The organism is uncultured Porphyromonas sp. (genome assembly GCF_938046015.1).
GTDB lineage: Bacteria > Bacteroidota > Bacteroidia > Bacteroidales > Porphyromonadaceae > Porphyromonas.
This window is the reverse complement of the sequence record NZ_CALIXW010000046.1, coordinates 55,005-73,464: the sequence shown is the minus strand read 5'-3', so window position 1 is coordinate 73,464 and position 18,460 is coordinate 55,005. Positions and strand designations below refer to the sequence as shown.

The 18,460-nt window shown below is 60.5% G+C and carries 16 protein-coding genes; 1 reads left to right on the top strand and 15 read right to left on the bottom strand.

Annotated elements, in window-relative coordinates; all coding sequences use genetic code 11:
- Nucleotides 1–43: 43 nt before the first annotated feature.
- The 4 genes from Q0248_RS06840 to Q0248_RS06825 all read right to left on the bottom strand — a co-directional run bounded on the left by Q0248_RS06840 (nucleotide 44) and on the right by Q0248_RS06825 (nucleotide 5,326).
- The gene (locus tag Q0248_RS06840; protein ID WP_299320973.1) at nucleotides 44–868 is read right to left on the bottom strand and encodes a hypothetical protein; all 825 of its coding nucleotides are present in this window, start codon (nucleotides 866–868) and stop codon (nucleotides 44–46) included.
- Between the two features lie 335 nt (nucleotides 869–1,203).
- Entirely contained in the window at nucleotides 1,204–2,280 is a 1,077-nt protein-coding gene (locus Q0248_RS06835) for a hypothetical protein (RefSeq protein ID WP_299320971.1), read from the bottom strand.
- A gap of 40 nt (nucleotides 2,281–2,320) precedes the next feature.
- On the bottom strand, nucleotides 2,321–3,208 hold the full coding sequence (locus tag Q0248_RS06830) for a hypothetical protein (protein WP_299320970.1): 888 nt from the start codon (nucleotides 3,206–3,208) through the stop codon (nucleotides 2,321–2,323).
- Nucleotides 3,209–3,988: 780 nt separating this feature from the next.
- On the bottom strand, nucleotides 3,989–5,326 hold the full coding sequence (locus Q0248_RS06825; RefSeq protein ID WP_299320968.1) for an FAD-dependent oxidoreductase: 1,338 nt from the start codon (nucleotides 5,324–5,326) through the stop codon (nucleotides 3,989–3,991).
- Nucleotides 5,327–5,613: 287 nt separating this feature from the next.
- Between Q0248_RS06825 and Q0248_RS06820 the strand changes: the two genes are divergently transcribed.
- A complete protein-coding gene (locus tag Q0248_RS06820) occupies nucleotides 5,614–6,120 on the top strand; it encodes a hypothetical protein (protein ID WP_299320967.1) in 507 nt (168 codons plus the stop codon).
- Nucleotides 6,121–6,279: 159 nt separating this feature from the next.
- Here the strand turns inward: Q0248_RS06820 and Q0248_RS06815 are convergent, their stop codons facing one another.
- The 11 genes from Q0248_RS06815 to sufB all read right to left on the bottom strand — a co-directional run bounded on the left by Q0248_RS06815 (nucleotide 6,280) and on the right by sufB (nucleotide 18,354).
- A complete protein-coding gene (locus Q0248_RS06815; protein WP_299320965.1) occupies nucleotides 6,280–7,353 on the bottom strand; it encodes an acyltransferase in 1,074 nt (357 codons plus the stop codon).
- Between the two features lie 110 nt (nucleotides 7,354–7,463).
- On the bottom strand, nucleotides 7,464–8,606 hold the full coding sequence (locus Q0248_RS06810; protein ID WP_299320963.1) for a glycosyltransferase family 1 protein: 1,143 nt from the start codon (nucleotides 8,604–8,606) through the stop codon (nucleotides 7,464–7,466).
- Nucleotides 8,607–8,645: 39 nt separating this feature from the next.
- Nucleotides 8,646–9,917, bottom strand: coding sequence for an MFS transporter (locus Q0248_RS06805; protein WP_299320962.1), 1,272 nt, complete (start codon nucleotides 9,915–9,917; stop codon nucleotides 8,646–8,648).
- A 97-nt stretch (nucleotides 9,918–10,014) separates the two neighbouring features.
- Nucleotides 10,015–11,445, bottom strand: a complete 1,431-nt coding sequence (locus tag Q0248_RS06800; protein WP_299320960.1) for a DUF4270 family protein — start codon at nucleotides 11,443–11,445, stop codon at nucleotides 10,015–10,017.
- Between the two features lie 14 nt (nucleotides 11,446–11,459).
- Nucleotides 11,460–12,260, bottom strand: a complete 801-nt coding sequence (locus Q0248_RS06795; RefSeq protein ID WP_299320959.1) for a glycogen/starch synthase — start codon at nucleotides 12,258–12,260, stop codon at nucleotides 11,460–11,462.
- A gap of 290 nt (nucleotides 12,261–12,550) precedes the next feature.
- Nucleotides 12,551–12,862: a DUF4834 family protein gene (locus Q0248_RS06790; protein ID WP_299320957.1), complete on the bottom strand. Its 312-nt coding sequence runs from the start codon at nucleotides 12,860–12,862 to the stop codon at nucleotides 12,551–12,553.
- 90 nt (nucleotides 12,863–12,952) lie between these two features.
- Complete coding sequence (locus tag Q0248_RS06785) at nucleotides 12,953–13,642, bottom strand: CDP-alcohol phosphatidyltransferase family protein (protein WP_299320956.1); 690 nt, start codon at nucleotides 13,640–13,642, stop codon at nucleotides 12,953–12,955.
- A 12-nt stretch (nucleotides 13,643–13,654) separates the two neighbouring features.
- Nucleotides 13,655–14,308, bottom strand: a complete 654-nt coding sequence (locus tag Q0248_RS06780) for a phosphatidylserine decarboxylase family protein (protein WP_299320954.1) — start codon at nucleotides 14,306–14,308, stop codon at nucleotides 13,655–13,657.
- A gap of 569 nt (nucleotides 14,309–14,877) precedes the next feature.
- Nucleotides 14,878–16,092 carry a SufD family Fe-S cluster assembly protein gene (locus Q0248_RS06775; protein WP_299320953.1) on the bottom strand — a complete coding sequence of 405 codons (1,215 nt, stop codon included), beginning with the start codon at nucleotides 16,090–16,092 and terminating at the stop codon, nucleotides 14,878–14,880.
- 10 nt (nucleotides 16,093–16,102) lie between these two features.
- Nucleotides 16,103–16,864 carry a Fe-S cluster assembly ATPase SufC gene (gene sufC, locus Q0248_RS06770; protein WP_211788767.1) on the bottom strand — a complete coding sequence of 254 codons (762 nt, stop codon included), beginning with the start codon at nucleotides 16,862–16,864 and terminating at the stop codon, nucleotides 16,103–16,105.
- 44 nt (nucleotides 16,865–16,908) lie between these two features.
- Entirely contained in the window at nucleotides 16,909–18,354 is a 1,446-nt protein-coding gene (sufB, locus tag Q0248_RS06765) for a Fe-S cluster assembly protein SufB (RefSeq protein WP_299320951.1), read from the bottom strand.
- Between the last annotated feature and the right edge of the window lie 106 nt (nucleotides 18,355–18,460).

Genomic DNA, 18,460 nt, shown 5'->3' with positions numbered 1-18,460 from the left:
CCGATATAATCGGCGGATAAGATACAATAGGCAAATGGGAAACCTAATCGAAATCTCGTTCAGCTGCCACACTAAGAACGAACTCGGTGTCAAAGTCTAGAACGACCTTAGCCCGAGCAGCTCTCCCCGCGTATTGGGTAAAAAAGGAGAATGACTCCATCCCATGAGGTCGTAGCTCTGAATAGGTAATAACCCCTGTATCTTGAGTAAGCTCGCTGCCATCTTCCTTGTAAAAGGTTACGACATACTTAAGATTGGGGAGCCTATACTCAGTGTTGTTCTTCACAACACCTCGCCCACTCGCATAGTCAGAAAGAGCATCCCAAGTCAAGCCCTCTACAGTTACATGCTCGTGCAAGTATTGCACGAATTTCTTTACGTTTTCAACTAGGGCTTGACGTGATTCAGCAATCTTCTGAAGGATCTGCTGGTCTGTCAGCCCCGCTTCCTTGAGATAACCTCTTCTTTTCGCGAACTTATAAAAGAGGTCATCGTTGAGACTAGCGAAGCCCTTTGAGTCATAGATGGTATACCCTTCACCAGGCTTATCTTTGTTCACGGGTCTAGTAAAGAAGGTCATTTCAGTCACCGTGGTTTTACCTATCCCATTCGTGTACTTGCTCGTCAGCGCGACCTGATACTCATCGTTGGAGAGCTTATCTATGCTCTTTATGATCATCGTGTCGGACTTCCAGTACTTTCTGATACTATCTAGCTCGGGATAAAGCTCTACCATTCGCTCCTCATTCTCCGCCTTTAAAGCAGAAAAGAAGTCTTGGACTACTGTCTGAGCCTCCTTCTTATATCCACACGAGGTTAGTATCAGCGTCCCGATAAGAAGAAAAGCTAGCTGTTTTAGGTGTTTCATAGAATACATATTTTACGGTTGGACTTACAACGCAAAGTTAGCAGTTTCCTCTGATGTATAGAGCACGAGATCTATACATATCCCTTTTCCAAGACACATCATTACAGCTAACACCTTTGGAGGCCAACTCCAGCTACGGGAGGAGCCTTCAACTAGGCATACTAGCATGAGCACACGAAGTGCTGTTGCACTTATCAAGCAACCTAATCCTGTGCGGCATAGGGCGCACACCTCCGAATCTATGAGGCTACGAGCTACAGAGCTCCGACTTCATGTACTAGAGCCAGCTGCAACATCACGTTCAGTAGGCGCTCGGCAGCGGGCATTCGCAGCGGCTAGCTACGCTGGTAGATATGCAGGGTGTTCTCGGCATCCAGCAGGTAGAGCTTATCCCCCGCATAGTATAGGGGACGGCTCGCGACCAGGCCATTCCCCGTCCGCTCTCGCTCCTGGCTGGGGATGACCTCGCCAGCCCACAGCAGTCTGCGCGCCTTGAGATCAAAGACCCCAGCCCACCCCCAGCTATAGCTCGCTCCGTCCCGCTCTGCCCTGAAGGTAAAGTAGTCCCCTTGGAACTGAGCGATGGCGAAGTACTTAAAGGCAGGGATCCCATCAGGGTCTACATCGGCGAAGCGGTAGCTCTCGAGACACGCAGCCGTAGCAGCATCGAAGATGCGTACCCCAAGGCTATTGATGCTCACGATGGCCTTATCCTCCTCGCGGAAGAAGCAGACCCCCAAGCTCTCGACCATCGTATAGCGGGGATTCGTGCTGTCGTAGGAATTGGACGAGAGCCGATGAACCAGCTCCCCCGTACTAAGGTCGAAGGCTACCAGTCGCCCAAAGTCTGTGTAGATCCACAGCAGCCCAGCAGCCACCCCCAGTAGGCTCTTGAGCTGATCCTTTGCATTGGGGCTATAGGAGGCTCCACCCAACCTCATGATGCGGTAGCTCCACAGCGGCTGCCCCGAGTGATCCAGAGGACAGATCACCTGCCTATAGGGATCGTGACCGAAGGCCATCCCCTCCCTTTCATACAAGCGATAGGGTACGCCTTGAGCTAAGAGCGGCTGCCCATCGGGGAGCGAGAGGAGATTCTCATACGCCACGAAGTCCTCACCCCAGACATAATGCACGGCATACGGGCCTACACCTCTCTTTGGGCTATAGTCCTTGTCGAAGACCTGGATGAGGCTATGCCCCGAATAAACCGCTAGGGTGCCCAGGCTACCATACCATACGTAGACATAGTCGCCCACGGAGACGATATCGAGGGCCGCCTCCTCCTGCTCGAGGAGGACGCCATCGAGGTAGAGATAGCCACGGCCGTCCTGCTCGTAGGAATAGTCACCCGTGGCGGGATTGACGGCCAACACGTTCCTGACCTTGTCCGTCAGTATATACTCGGTCATAGTCACTAGGTAGGGAATAGATAGTCTAAGGCCCGCGAGGCTAAGGCCCCACACGCTGCAGCTCGTAGTCCTGACCGCAGAAGTGCGCCCTGAGGCGGTCGGGGCTCGCGCCACGCCTGAGGACGAGTAGCTCCTCATCCATACGCACCTCCTTGCCGTTGGGGAAGAGGAGGCTGGCGCGCAACTCGTCCCCCTGCAGCTGGAGCTCCGCGATCCGCGTCGTCGTGGCATCCGTCACCCCACCCCAGCGCAGGGTGGGCGGTACGGGACGGTTCGTCAGGACGAAGCTCCGCTGCCAGAACTGGCTCTTCAGCTCGATGCGGTCAGGGTTCGCCTCATAGCGTATCTCGAACTTCGTCTTCCGCCCTGCGTCCTGCCAGCTGCCGTAGTAGGGCATCAGCGCACGGACGATCATATCCCGCCAGCGCTGCATCGAGTCCCTGCGCGCCACGGCTGCATCGTCGACGTAGAGCAGACGCTGCAGCTCGCGCTCCTCGTCCCACAGACGGCTCTGCAGCTGACCTAGGCTCTCGAGCAAGCCCTCGAGACGCGTCAGAGCCGCACTGAGCTCGGGGGAAGGCCCCTCCTCCGACGCGGCCATCTGCTCCTCCTCGAAGGCTCGGACAGTGCCTCGAAGGACGGAAATACTGTCTGCCAGCTCGGCCTGCGCCGCCTTGAGCAGCGAATCGGCCGAGAGGAGCTCCTGCTCCCAGCGCTCCAAGGGGGCTAGGCCACTCAAGGCATAGGCGATCTGGAAGGTCTGATAAAAGGCGCGCTCCTCCTCAGTCCAAGGCTCGAAGACGTAGCGCTGTGCGCGCGATGGCGTGAGAGGTATCTGAGGCAGCGGCCGCGTCGCACCTAGGCCGTGCGCTACCAGCGGCAGGCCTAGGACAAGTAGGAAGAGAGCGGCAAGGCTACTTCGTTTCATTCCGTTCATCTTAGAGGGCTATTAGTGGGGTACATCCCTTGTACCCAAGGCAAAGATACTTCCTTTGCCCCAATGCCTCGCGCCGCTGTCTACCTTAGCGCGAGGGCTAAGCATCGCCACGCGGGACCGAGGGCAAAGCCCTTGAAACTTAGGCAAGGTGCAGCCGAGCTCGATGGGCTGACCTTGCTGGCATCCGAAGTCGGCGGGGGGAGCTGGCCCTGCGGAGCAAGCCGCAAAACGCTGGTAGCGCCGTAGCCAGCCGCCTGCACTTTGCTCTTGCTTGCCTTAGGGCGGAGTCAATGGGCGGATGCCAAGCGCTTGCTCCTTAGCGAGGGGCTGAGGATAGGCCGTGGGATCAGCCTTCGTCCGCCCTCTCCAAGATCGCCTCACAGCAAGGTGCGCCGAGGCTGAGGGATAAGGTGGACAGAGCTGAGGGATAAGGTGGGCGGAGGCGAGGGCTAAGGGGCAGCGAGAGAAGTAATATAAGTTTGCACCAATTCTTATATTACTTTCAGCGGATTATTATATTACTTTCTAAGGATTATTATATCATATTCCCGCCATTATTATATTACTTTTCCCGCTGCCCCTTATCCCTCCGCTCCGCTCCAGCAGGATCAGAGGACGCCGCCCCTAGCCTTAACCCTCCCCCCACCCTAAGCACGGCACGCGTCCTCTGCCCCCAAACGCAGCTCGCCCCACCGTGCGGACACGGCGGGGCGAGCTGCGTTAGGGCTTCGGCGCTCCCCTTAGGACAAGGAGACGCCGTGGCTCGGGAGGCTAAGCGAAGAGATCGTTGAGCCCCTCGGCGATCGTCGGGTGGGTGAAGATCTGCGAGCGGAGGTAGCTAGCGGGGATATCGTTGTCGATAGCCATCTTGATGAGGTTGGCCAGCTCGTGCGCCTCGGCACAGAGCAGCGTAGCCCCGAGGATGAGGTCGGTCTCGGGATCGACCAGCGCCTTCAGCAGGCCATCGGTCTGGGTGAGGACCTTCGCCTTAGGGATGGCGCTGGCAGGGAGCTTGTGCAGGCGGTACTTGATCCCGCGGCGCTCGGCCTCCTGCTCCGTCAGCCCGATCTGGGCCAGCGGCGGCGTGGTGAAGACGCAGGTAGGCAGGACGCCGCGGTTGTGTATCGTGCGCTGCCCCGACCCGAGGAGCTGGTCGCGCACGATGCGATAGTCATCCAGCGAGACGTAGGTGAACTGCGGGCTCCCCGCGACGTCGCCCATCGCCCAGACACCCTCGCCAGCACGCAGCTGTTCGTCCGTCACGATGAAGCCGCGCTCATCGGTACGTATGCCCGCACGATCGAGGTCGAGGGCCTCGGTATTGGGTACGCGCCCCACGGCCAGCAGCACGGCTTCGCTGTCGAAGCGTCCCGCCGTCGTCAGCGTCGTCACGGCTTCCGCCCCCGACTCGAAGCCCTCGACGGCCGCCCCCAGCACGATCTTGATGCCCTTAGCCTCCAGCAGGCGCTGCATCTCCTCGGCGACGTCTCTATCCTCACGCGCGAGGAAGCGATCGCCCTGCTCCAGCAGAGTCACCGCCGTGCCGAAGGCCTGGTACATGCAGGCGAACTCGAGGGCGATATAGCCTGCGCCCACGATGACGAGGCGCTCGGGACGCTCCGCGAGGCTCAGCAGCGCGCGGCTATCGTAGATACGCGCGTCCGCAGCCCCAGGGAGCTCGAGACGGCGGCTGCGCGTGCCCGTGTTGATGAAGATGCGTGCGGCCGTGACCTCATAGTGCCCTTCGGCCCCCTCGAGACGTAGGCGGTGCGGCCCGACGAAGTAGGCCTCAGCCGTGAGCACACGGAGGCCGGGGATACTGGCGAGCTTGTCGTAGTTAGCCGCACGTAGCGCGGTGATGAGCTTCGTTTTGCGCGCCATAGCGTCGTGGTAGGCTGCGTCCTTATCCTCGAGGCGGGCACTGAGCTCGCCCTCGACCAGGAGCGTCTTGGAGGGAATGCAGCCGACATTGATGCAGGTGCCGCCGTACATAGCGGCATCACGTTCGACGAGAAGCACGGACTCGCCCGCACGAGCTAGGTCTGCGGCAAGGGTCTTACCCGCCTTGCCGAAGCCTATGATGAGGTTGGTGACTTGGATCTGTTCCATAATGTATCGTGATGAATGTGCGTACAAAGGTACGTGCTTTAGCCGCTTCTTGGTTCCGCCTCGAGCCGCGGCCTAGCTAGAACTTCGCAGCCCTAGGAAGGCGCTGTAGGGAGAATTGCGTATCTTTGTACGTCCGACCAGGTAGAGCAAGCGGCTCTCGAAGGTCGTACCTACAGCCCCGAAAGCCGGGAGCCTATGCCGAGCCTAGGCTGACCTCGAGGCACAGCGCGAGCGAGCCCGACGATGCCGAATCCTGGCGTAGGTATGTTGAATCCAAACACTCTTTTATGACGTTGAAAGGAATTCTTTTCGGCGCATGTGCCTGCTGCCTGACCCTGCTGGTGAGTGCAGCGAGTACGCCCCACCGTGCCTCCGCCGATGGACTCACCGTGGGTGATGTGCTGCCGAAAATGAAGTCTCTGGACGTGGGCGGACGTAGGTCCCTCACCGAAGCACCCCGCCAGCACTACACCCTCCTCCACCTCTGGGCCGCCTATGACGCCGAGAGCCGTGCAGAGAACGTAGTCTGGGACCAGTACTTCAGTGCCCGACCCAGTACACAGATCAGCTACCGAGCACTCTCGCTCGACACCGACAGCGCTGTGTACCATCGTACGATCGCCTTAGACCAAGTGGATGTCCTAGCCCAGAGCTGCGCCCCCGAGGGCCAGCGCAGTGAGCTCATCAGCTCACTCGGGCTACAGCAGGGTCTGCATACCTACCTTGTCGATGCACAGGGTGTGGTACGCGCCGTAGACCCGACACCACAGGAGCTCACCAAGTACATCAAGTAAACCCTAATTAAAGCCTCCCCACAGGCACAAACAAGAGCGGCACGCCTGGACCTCCTGGTCCTAGCGTGCCGCTCTTGCTATTTCGTACTGCGCGTAGCGCTGGCTCGCGAGCTGCCACCAGCCTATTGCCGCTCCGCCCCCCTCCGCCGCTGGGTACTATCAACTGCGACTCACACGTCCCCCGAGCGACCAGGACAGGAGGGGCTGCGCCAGCCGCACGAGGACTTCGTAGAGCAGGATGCAGATCCCCAGCACGACGAAGCCGCAGAGGAAGTAGCCTGGGAGGGTCTCCAGCCAGCCGCGCTTGAAGAGGAAGCCGCGTACGAAGCTCAAGATCAAGACCTCATGGGCGACGTAGATGAAGAAGACATAGTGCTCCAGCTTCTGAGCCCAGTGTAGCAGGGGGCTCCGACGCTCATACAGCAGGTAGCCTAGGCGCAGGAAGGTCACACTCGCCAGCGGAATATAGAGGCCTTGCACCAAGGTGTAGGTCCCATTCATCGGGAGGAAGGGCAAGACGGAGCTCATGAGGACGAATAGGCCAACGGGGATCCAGCCCAGCCGTACCGCTAGGGCGACAAAGTCCGCCCTACGCAGGCCAAAGACAGCCCCAAGGGTGAAGTAGACGGCTCCCGTGAAGTTCCACCACGTAGACACATTGGCTCCGTGCCAAAGGTAAACGCAGTAGATGAGCAGGACCAGCCAAGGAGCACGACGAGCGATCCAGTATACCAAGGGAGCCAAGGAGCACAAGAAGATCAAGTCTCGCAGGTACCATAGGGGGAAGTTCGCTGGCTCAAAGAGATAGGAGTGCAGCAAGCGCTGCGGATCTAGAGACAGGCCCTGCACTCCTCCAGAGCCTAGAGTCTCAAGCAGCAGATGCGAGAGCAAGGCGAGGCTACACCAAATGAAGTAAGGGATGACCAGTACCTTAAAGCGCTTCTTCATCTCCCCTAGGTAGACGCTAGCATCATTCCAGGCCTTCGGCTTGAAGAACATGTAGTAGCCCGAGAAGAGGAAGAACATCGGCACAGCCATAGCCCCTATACCAAACGAAATAATCCTCGAGACATAGAAGTACCAGGCAGAAGCGGATAGCGGGAGGCCCAGGGGTAGCGCGGGTATAGCATGCTCTGGCAGGGGCACATGAATCAGCACCACGAGAATCATCAAGGGGAAGCGTGCGGCGCTGACGAGCTGGGAGAGTCTCTCGGACAATGGGGTTACTTGCATAAGGGATTTACGGAAGAGGGCCTATGGTTGGGATCAAAATAAGATGCGAAGCCTGTCCCCCTATCAGGAGAGCGATCAAAGGGGAGACACATCAGAGCCAAGGCGGCGACTTACTCGTAGGTCAGCATCACTTGCTCGTAGACCTGGGAGAGGTCACGGGCGATGCGCTTGGGCGTGAAGCGCTCTACGTAGCTGCGGCCCTCATCGATCATGAGGCGGCGCAGGGAGATATCGATCAGCACTCGGTCAATGAGCGAGGCGAGCATATCGGCATTGTCGGGATCGGTATAGAGGCTCGTCGGCCCACCAGCCTCCTCGAGGCAGGAGCCCGTGGCGCCGATGACGGGGACGCCCGCATTGAGCGCCTCGATGATCGGTATGCCGAAGCCCTCGAAGCGCGAGGGATAGACGAAGACCTCCGCCCCACCATAGATCCCAGGCAGATAGGTCGCCCCCACCTGATGCAGCAGATGTAGGCGCGACGTCACCCCGAGGCGACGCGCACGATCCAGCACCTGCTGGACGTAGGGCGTGCGGCGGCCTACGGCGACGAGGTGAAGCTCCTTGTCCTGTAGCTGCGCCAGCGCCTCGACAGCCAGCAGGAGGTTCTTCCGCTCCTCGATGCTCCCGACGAAGAGCATATAGCGCTGCGGCAGGCGAAGTGCTTGGCGGGCAGCAGCGACTTCCTCGGGCTGGATCTGGGCGAAGCGCTCGGAGCAGCCTTGGTAGACCGTCGTCACACGCTCCTCCTCCACGCCGAAGATGCCGATCACGTCGCGGCGCGTCTGTTCGCTCACCGTGATGACGTGGTCGGCGGCACGTGCCGAGGCCCCATACTTACGGCGGTAGAGCAGGCGGTCGATGGGCTTGTAGTACTGCGGATAGCGGATGAAGGCCAGGTCGTGGATCGTCACCACCGTCCCGACACGCTGGGCGCGGTACAGCCCGAGCGGCAGCTCATTGGAGAGCCCGTGGAAGAGATCGACCTTAGCCTCACGCACCAGCCGAGGGATGGAGTAGTTCCGCCAAAGGCTCCCGCCGAGGAAGGCCAGCGCTCGGTGCGGCGTATGCAGCTGCACGGAGCGGTGCTCGAGCAGCTCCCGATAGAGCTCGGGGCGTCCGATGGAGGGCGAGTAGAGTAGATAGCGGTTCTCTGGCCTATACTCCGTGAGCGCCTCGAGGACGAAGCGGCTGTAGTTGCCGAGGCCCGTAGCGTTGTTGGTGATGCGCTTAGCATCGAAGGCTATGTTCATCGCTGCGCAGGTCTTGAGAGCGGCGTGAGGACGAGTGGCCTAAGCCTCCGCCACATCCCCCTTGTAGCGGAAGAGCAGGGCGAAGAGCAGCGCCACCACAGCCGCGTAGGCTGCGAAGATATACCAGCTGACACTCCAGCCAGCGAGCATCGCATGCGCGTCGTGCTCGCTATAGACATAGTGATTGACCACGGCCTGCGCCCCGAGGGAGCCCAGCGTAGCGCCGATCCCATTGGTCATGATCATGAAGAGCCCCTGCGCGCTGGAGCGGATCGAGGGGTCGGTCTCCTTATCCACGAAGAGCGAGCCCGAGACGTTGAAGAAGTCAAAGGCCACCCCATAGACGATCATGCTCAGCAGGAAGAGCCATACGCCCGAGCCAGGGTCCCCAAGCCCCAGGAGACCGAAGCGCAGTACCCAGGCCACCATCGCGATGAGCATCACGTTCTTGATCCCGAAGCGACGCAGCGCAAAGGGGATAAGGAGGATGCAGAGCGTCTCGGAGAGCTGACTCAGGGAGATGAGGATGTTGGCATACTTCACCCCGAAGGTCTCCGCATAGGCAGGGATCTCGCCGAAGGTGTTGATGAAGGGGTTAGCAAAGCCATTGGTGATCTGCAGGCTTACCCCCAGGAGCATGGAGAAGACGAAGAAGAGCGCCATCTTGCGCTGGCGGAAGAGGACGAAGGCACGCAGCCCGAGCGCCTCCACCAGGCCCTTGCTCTCCCCCTTGGGAGCCGTCGGGCAGTGTGGCAGCGTCCACGAGTAGAGCGCCTGAATCAGCCCGATCGTCGCAGAGACTGCGAACTGCCCGCTCGTGGACTCGACCCCGAGCAGGCTCACCGAGATCATCGTACAGATGAAGCCCACCGTACCGAAGACGCGTATCGGCGGGAAGCTCTTCACCAGATCCATGCCCGCCTGCTCCAGCGAGGTATAGGCTACCGAATTGCTCAGCGCCAGCGTGGGCATGTAGAAGGCGACACTCAGCGTGTAGAGGGCAAAGAGCGTGCCGTAGTCCAGCGTGCTGCTGCTCTGCGTATAGAAGTAAAGGCCAAACATCAAGCCCCCTGCCAGCAGATGGCAGATCCCGAGCAGGCGCTGGGCGGGCACCCAGCGGTCGGCCACGATCCCCATCAGGGCGGGCATGAAGAGCGAGACGATCCCCTGCATGGCATAGAAGGAGCCGATATGCTCGGCGAAGCCTGCCGAGGCGAGGTAGCGCCCCATGGAGGTCAGGTAGGCACCCCAGACGGCGAACTGGAGGAAGTTCATCACCGTCAGGCGGAGCTTGATGTGTGAGGTCTGCATAGGTAGTAGTGCTAGTGTATGGTGGTCTTATAAGCGAGGCAGGCAATAGACCTGATGCGCTCGTGCATCGGGGTCTATTGCCTGCCTGACTAAAGGTCTACTGCTGCTGGATGAGCGAGGAGACGAAGCCGACGCGTAGCGTCTCGGGTTTCTTGGAGAGGCGTACGAAGTTGGGGAAGAGATTGGGCTGCAGCGTCAGCGTCACGCCCTGACTCGTATTGTAGCTCACGGGGTAGATCTGCACCTTGAGCGGCTCAGTGACCGTCCAGCCGTCCGTGGTGTACTTGGCATGTGCCGCCAGGTGCCGCATGATCAGCTGGGCGACATTGCGGAAGTTGTACACGGGGCGCTGCACCTGGTAGCGATCCGAGATATAGGAGTAGCCCGCACGCACGGAGGGCGTAGCAGAGCCGAAGAAGCTACGCACCGAGTCTGACTCCAGTAGCACCATGAAGGACGAGGGGTTGAGCGTCAGCTGAGCGGGATTGTCCACACGCAGCGACAGCGGAGCATCGGCCAGCATCCACACGCGGCCGAAGAAGTCGCGAGCCGTCATCCCCGAGGCAGGTGCTGGAGCCTTGCGCGCCAGACGCTGCAGGTCAGCAGCCGAGAGCGTCAGCTCGGTGGTCACCCCAGCGGGGCCCTTAATATAGGTATAGTCGCTGCTGGGAGCGGTGAGGGCACTGAGGTCGGTGGCGGATATGCCATTGAGGCGCGGCGTCAGCAGCGTGCTGACCATAGGCTGCTGGGCCTTGACGATGCTGTCGGGCTTGAGGCGTGCAGGGTGGTGGTAGTGCAGGATGAGCTCGGTCTGAGCGATCTCCAGCAGGTAGCCACTCCCCGTAGCAGGCGTCACCAGGAGACCTCCGAGGACGTTCTTCCCGAAGCTCTCCTGCGTGAGGAAGTACTCGGGATTGGAGCGCGAGAGATTGAGGATACGCTGCCCGAGGTCGGAGTAGACGCCCGAGGCATTGCGTAGCGGGATGTTGATGTAGAAGGCCGAGTCCGTCCCGTCCTTGAGCTTGATGGCGTCACGCCCTGGGACTATGGTCTTGGAGGTAAGCAGCTGAGCCGTCTTGCGGTAGTTCTCTAGGTCCTTGACCGAGACGCTGCTGCCCGTGAAGCCCTTAGCGACCTCGTAGACCTCGATATTGATCGGGGCAAGGGCGTTACCAGCACGCTGCTGGTAGAAGAGGCGCAGGCTCACCGAGTCAATGCCGCCCCCAGCGGGTAGCGAGTCGATCTTGAATCCCGCAGCCGTACGCACCTGGGTGATGTACTCGCCGCGCACGGTACCATACTGTGCGTCTACGAGTTCGCCTAGGAGCGCCTCCTGCGAGGAACTATTGACCTCGGGCGAGGCCACGGTGGAGGCAGCAAACTGCACGTAGGTGATCTGCCCCGTGACCTTATCCTGACCAGGCTGTACACTCTCCCCGATGTTGGAGAGGCTATCGGAGCAGGCCGCCAGGAGGGGCAGGGCCACGAGGGCGCCGAGCCCCCAGCGGAGCGACTTGAGCTGCTTCATCTTTGTCTTTTGCTTTAGAGTTGGTTATAGAACTCCTCGTAGGCGGCTCCCCCACCCTTGACGCCCTGGTAAGGCAGGAAGGGAACCCCCGTCTCCTGGATGTAGGAGAGGAGCTCGGGCTTGATCTGCTCGCTGCCCTGTACGACGCCATGAGCGTAGTGGATCGCCAGGCGGCTCAGCGCCTCGTAGTCGGTCTTGCCGCCGAGGGGCGTGAGGGCGGAGGGCTTGAACTTGTCGAACTTCAGCGTCTCGAAGAGGCGATCCGTCAGCTCTACGGGCTCCACCTCATCATAGAGGCTGAAGACGAGCTTAGCCTTCTTCAGGCAGGGATCATCGTGGTAGTACTTCTTGAGGTAGAGCATCCCCAGGGCTACGAAGGTGCCGTGGCAATGGATGACATCGGGGATCCACTTGAGCTTCTTGACCGTCTCCAGAGCGCCACGTACGAAGAAGACGGAGCGCTCATCGTTGTCATTCACCCCCTTGGGGTCAGGGCCGTAGAGGCTCTTGCGCTTGAAGAAGTCATCGTTGTCGATGAAGTAGACCTGCAGCTTGGCTGCGGGCAGCGAGGCTACCTTGATGATGAGGGGATGGTCGTTGTTGTTGAGGATCATGTTGAGCCCCGAGAGGCGTATGACCTCGTGGAGCTGATTGCGGCGCTCATTGATCAGACCGAAGCGCGGCATGAAGACGCGGATCTCATTGCCTTGTTCTTGGATTTCCTGCGCTAGGTGTCGTGCGGTCAGCGAGATGTCAGACTCGTCTAGATAGGGGGCGATCTCCTGGGAGATGTACAGTATTCGTCTTGATTTCATTCGTCGATCGATGAGCTAGAGGGCTATAGGCCTACGCGTTAAAGCCCGCCTCAGGCTCTGTCGCCAGCGCCCAAGGAGCCGTCTATATCCTTGATTTATATACGCAAAGATACGGAAAATAGTACATTCCCCAGCCAGATCACACGCCCCGCAGCCCCATCGCGGACAGCGCTCCACACCTGTAGCCCATCCCGCGACAAAGAGGCAGCGCCCACAGTCGCCATCCTAGTGGCGACTGTGGGCGCTGATGCTTGGCCCTTATCCGAGCCTTAGCTGAGGCTGTCCTTAGTCTAGGGCAGCTCCTCGAAGTCTACATACTCATCGCTGGAGCTGCGGGCGAATTTGCGTGCCTCGATCGCGTCCAGCTGCTCCTTCTGCGAGCGGCTACTGCGCTCGTCCTGGGGCTCTTGGCCTCCTTCGGCGAAGCCCTCCTCCCTACGATAGCCGCCCTGCGGACGCTGGGTACGCTGCTGCGCTCCCATAGCCTCTCCCATACGGCGCTGCACGCGGCGCACCAGCTGCATCGCCAGCCAAGCCTGAATGGGGGCGCGGAAGAGGTAGTATATGATATAGATCAGCAGGAGGATCAGGAAGAATGTCATAGGTCTATTACTTCTTTTACTTGTTCGACATAGCCCTATTCCTACAAAGAGCGTGCCAAGCCCATAGTACAGGGACAGGCAGGCAGTAGCCTAAGCCTCGCGAGGGGCAAAGAGCGAGAGGAGCAGATAGGTAGCAATGGCGACGCTACAGCCTAGCCAGCCGAGGAAGGCTACGGCAGCGAGCGTGACGAGGATGAGCGTCAGCTGCGGCCAGAGGCTGCGTAGCGGTGCGGGCTTGAGCTTGAAGGAGAACATCGGTAGCTCACTCACCATCAGGAAGGAGAGCGCAAGGCTCAGGAGCAGATACAGCGTGATCGTAAGCTCGACGCCCAGGAGAGAGGCGATACCTGAGACAGCAGGGCTCATCCCGAGCCAGAAGAGGGCGTTGGACGGTACGGGCAGCCCACGGAAGGAGGTCGTCTGGCGCGTATCGTTATTGAACTTCGCCAGCCTTAGCGCCGCAAAGGGAGCTAGGATGAAGACCCCATAGCTGTAGGGATTGCCAGGAGCCACAGCCTCCAGCGCCGACCAGACGAGTACGCTGGGGGCGAGGCCGAAGCTAATCACGTCCGCCAGCGAATCCAGATCCTTACCTATGGGCGAGGCCACCCCGAGGGCACGTGCTACGAGCCCATCGAAGAAGTCGAAGACTGCTGCCAGGACGACACACCACGCGGCCCACTCGGGCTGGTCGTAGCGCAGCGTCAGCACCACGGCCGCCACCCCCGAGAGAAGGTTGCAGCAGGTGATGGCGTTAGGGATATGTTTCTTGAGCTGCATGAGGAGGCGGGCTTAGCGGGGAAGGGTCGCGATGTCGGTAATGTTCCCCTTGACACGGTCCCCTACACGTACGTGCACCTCGGTGCCGAGAGGCAGGTAGAGATCCACGCGGGAGCCGAACTTGATGAAGCCGAGGTTCTCATTGATCGCCACCTGCTGCCCGACCTCCGAATAGGTCACGATACGGCGAGCGATGGCGCCAGCGACCTGACGCACCAGCACCTGGTCACCGCCAGCGGTGCGGATGACGACTGCCGAGCGCTCATTGTCGGTGCTGCTCTTGGGCAGATGCGCCGAGAGGAAGCGCCCTGGGGTGTGCGAGACATGCTCTACCACACCATTGCAGGGGATCCAGTTGACATGCATGTCGAAGATGTTCATGAAGACCGATACCTGCAGGCAGCGGCGCCCGAGGATCTGCACTTCGTCCGTCTCCTCGATGACCACGACACGCCCATCGGCGGGGCACACAACCTCGCGGTCGCCGTCCGTATGCTTGCGCTCGGTGTATCTAAAGAAATTGACCACCGCCGCGTAGAAGGCCAGCGAGAAAAGCACGGGGATCACCGTGAACGCACCGAGGAAGAGGTAGATAAGGGCATTGATGCCTAGTAGCATAATGGCGAAGCCCACCAGGGGACCTCGTCCCTCTCTATGTAGTCGCATCTAGTCTATGTATTAAGAGCTTTTGTAAATTCAATAATGCGCAAAGATACTAAATCACGCCCAAGCCACCGCACCGCAGCCTCCCAGAGCCCTCGAGAGGCAGGCTCCGCCACCCCCTTAGGCCGCCTCTCCTCGCACCCCTCGCACCCCACTCGAGGTGCTGCTTAGTCCGCCAAAGTGGCAGTCGAAGCCGCCCCACCCCGCCGCGAAGCAAGCCCACCCTCTGCCGCGAGGCAAGTCTACCAAGCCTTACGAAGCCTATCCCAAGCCCTCCCGCCCAAGCTCGCATGGAGCCCGCAGTCCTAGCCCACCTCCACCCACTGATATCCCTCAGCCTGCTGACTGACGGCTCTCACGCGGCTGGATGACGTCCCTCAGCGCTGCGACTGACATCCCCTGAAGAGCACTCCCTTATCGCGGGGGAGCGCGACACGCCGAGGAGGCGGGACGGAGGGGTAAGGGCGGCTAGGGTCCAAGGCCTGGCTGGGGGAGCTTGGGTAAGGGACAAAAGCAAGCAGCCCGACTCCTCGGGGAGGAATCGGGCTGCTTGGTAGATGGGTTAGTAAAGGCTAGCGAAGCTGCTCCGCAATATGCTCGCGGATGGCCTCAGCCTCCTCGTCCAGCGGTATGCGCTCCAGGACGTCTTCGGCGAAGGCATGGCTCAGCATCAGCTTAGCCTCCTCGCGCGGGATCCCGCGCTGCTGCATATAGAAGAGCGCCTCGGGGCTCAGCTGCCCCGTGGTCATGCCGTGCGAGCACTTGACATCGTCGGCATAGATCTCGAGCTGCGGCTTGGACTGCATGCGTGCCGTAGGGGAGAGAAGCAGGTTACGATTGTTCTGATAGGCCTGCGTCTTCTGCGCGTCCTGTGCTACGAGGATGCGGCCAGTGAAGACACCGCGGCTATCCCCGAGGAGGATGTACTTGAAGAGCTCGTCGCTCGTACAGTGGGGTACTGCGTGCTCGATATAGGAGAAGTTGTCCGCGTGCCCCTTATCCTTGCTCAGCGCAAAGCCCGAGACCTTGAGGTCGGCTTCCTCCTCTGCCAGCGAGATGTGGTAGTTATTGCGCGTCACGCCTCTGGCGAGCGTCACGGCAGAGAGGTCGACGTGGCTGGCCCCCAGCTGACGGACGTAGAGCGAACTGACGCGCAGCTGCCCTGCAGCACTCTCCTCTCGGTCGACGAGGATGAAGCGCGCCGTGCGGCCGACATAGATCTCGAGGGTGCGCAGGACGAGGTTCGTCACCTCAGCGGCGGGCTCATCGAGGACGAGCGCAGCCTCCGTAGCATCCTCGAGGATGACGAGTAGGCGCTCGGCGGAGAGCTGCCCAGCCAGAGCACGGCCTAGGCTGCGCACCGAGAGCGGTGCACGGAGCTTGGCGCCCTTAGGCAGGTAGAGGACGAAGGCCTCCGCCGTCAGGAGGCTATTGAGCGCCACGAGCCCATCCTTATCCAAGGGAGCTAGGCGGCCGTAGTGCTCCTGGGCGAGCTCGGGCTGCTGCTGGTAGAAGTCCGCCAGCGTGCCGACGAAGGCGCCCTCGGGGAGCTCCGTCGCCTCCCAGGCAAGCGGCAGAGCCTCGGTGGCGAGCTGCCATTGGGTGCCGCTGAGCAGCGTGGGGAGGTCGGTGCGCTGGTAGTCCTCGCTCTTGAAGCGTGGTAGACCCAGGCGGGCGAAGGCATCGAAGGCCTCCTCGCGGTAGTGCTCTACCAGCGGGGAGCGACCTCGGAGCTGCTGACTGTACTGCCCGTAGAGGTCGAGGTACTGCTTGGTGATTGCTTCCATCGCTCCTGTCTTAGGCCTCCTGGGCGTCTACCTCGTCCTTGATCCAATCGTAGCCTCGGCGCTCCAGCTCGAGGGCGAGCTCAGGGCCACCGCTACGCACGATACGCCCCTTGTAGAGGACGTGGACGAAGTCGGGCTTGATATAGTCCAGCAGACGCTGATAGTGGGTGATGACGATGGTGGCGTTCTCGGGGCTGCGCAGCTCATTGACGCCCTTGGCTACGATGCGCAGGGCGTCGATGTCGAGGCCACTGTCCGTCTCGTCGAGGATGGCGAGCTTGGGCTCGAGCATCGCCATCTGGAAGATCTCGTTGCGCTTTTTCTCTCCGCCGGAGAAGCCCTCATTGACGGAGCGGCTGGCGAGCTTGCTATCCAGCTCGACGAGCTCACGCTTCTGCTTCATCAGCTTGAGGAACTCAGGGGCGGGGATAGGGTCGAGGCCCTGCGCCTTGCGACGCTCGTTGAGGGCCGCACGCATGAAGTTGACCATGCTGACCCCAGGGATCTCGACAGGGTACTGGAAGCTCATGAAGAGCCCCTGATGAGCGCGCTCCTCAGGCTCGAGCTCCAGCAGGTCTTCGCCCTCGAAGGTGACGCTGCCGCCCGTGACCTCGTAGTTGGGGTTCCCGACGAGGACCGAGGAGAGGGTGCTCTTACCCGAGCCGTTGGGTCCCATGATGGCGTGGATCTCGCCCTTATTGACGGTGAGGCTGATCCCCTTGAGTATTTCCTTATCTCCTATGCTAGCATGGAGGTTCTCTATCTTAAGCATATTCTATCGTTGATGTATGATGTGGGTGAGGGATAAGGGGAGGCCTAGCCGACCGAGCCCTCGAGGGAAATGGAGAGGAGCTTCTGCGCCTCGACGGCGAACTCCATGGGCAGCTGGTTCATCACCTCCTTGGCATAGCCGCCGACGATGAGCCCGACGGCCTCCTCGACGCCGATACCGCGCTGCTGGCAGTAGAAGATCTGGTCCTCGCTGATCTTGCTCGTCGTAGCCTCATGCTCGACGATGGCGCTGTCATTATCTACGTGTACGTAGGGGAAGGTATGGGCGCCGCAGCGGTCGCTCAGCAGGAGGCTGTCGCACTGCGAGTGGTTGCGGGCGTTCTCTGCCCCAGGTCCTGCGTAGACGAGGCCGCGGTAGCTATTCTGGCTGCGGCCTGCGCTGATCCCCTTAGAGACAATGCGGCTGCGGGTATTCTTCCCGAGGTGGATCATCTTCGTCCCCGTGTCGGCCTGCTGGTGGTGGTTGGTCACCGCCACGGAGTAGAACTCGGCCACGGAGTCGTCGCCCTCGAGGACGCAGCTGGGGTACTTCCACGTGATGGCCGAGCCCGTCTCTACCTGAGTCCAGGAGAGCTTGGCACGCGCCCCACGGCAGAGGCCTCGCTTGGTCACGAAGTTGTAGACACCGCCCTTACCCTCCTTGTCGCCAGGGTACCAGTTCTGCACGGTGGAGTACTTGACCTCGGCGTCCTGCTCGACGATGATCTCGACGATAGCGGCATGCAACTGGTTCTCGTCGCGCTGCGGAGCGGTGCAGCCCTCGAGGTAGCTGACGTAGGCGCCCTCGTCGGCGACGATGAGCGTACGCTCGAACTGTCCCGTGTTCATCGCGTTGATGCGGAAGTAGGTCGAGAGCTCCATCGGGCAGCGCGTGCCCTTAGGGATGTAGACGAAGGAGCCATCGCTAAAGACGGCGCTATTGAGTGCGGCGAAGTAATTATCTGTATAAGGGACGACGACGCCGAGATACTGGCGCACCAGCTCGGGGTACTCCCGTACCGCCTCGCTGAAGGAGCAGAAGATGATCCCCTTCTCAGCTAGCGTCTCGCGGAAGGTCGTCTTGACCGACACGGAGTCCATGACGGCATCCACCGCTACCCCCGAGAGCACCTTCTGCTCCTCGAGGGGAATACCCAGCTTCTCGAAGGTACGGAGTAGCTCGGGGTCTACCTCGTCGAGGCTCTTGGGCCCCTCCTTCTTCTTCGGCGCTGCGTAGTAGATGATATCCTGATAGTCGATGGGGGGGATCTGAAGGAGCGCCCAGTCGGGCTGCTCCAGCGTCAGCCAGTGGCGGTAGGCCTGGAGGCGGAACTCCAGCAGCCACTCCGGCTCGCCCTTCTTGGCCGAGATAAGGCGTACGGTCTCTTCGCTAAGGCCCTTGCCTATCGTCTCGGTCTCGATCTCGGTCGTAAAGCCGTATTTGTAGTCACCACTGGTGACCTCGTCTATGATCTGATCGTTATCTTGCATGTAATGTCTCGTTAGAGGCTTTGTCCTCTCCTAGCATGCTAACAGAGGCCTCGCGGGGATTGTTTCTCCGCAATCGAATGGGGTGGGCAGCACGCTCCCTAGCGGG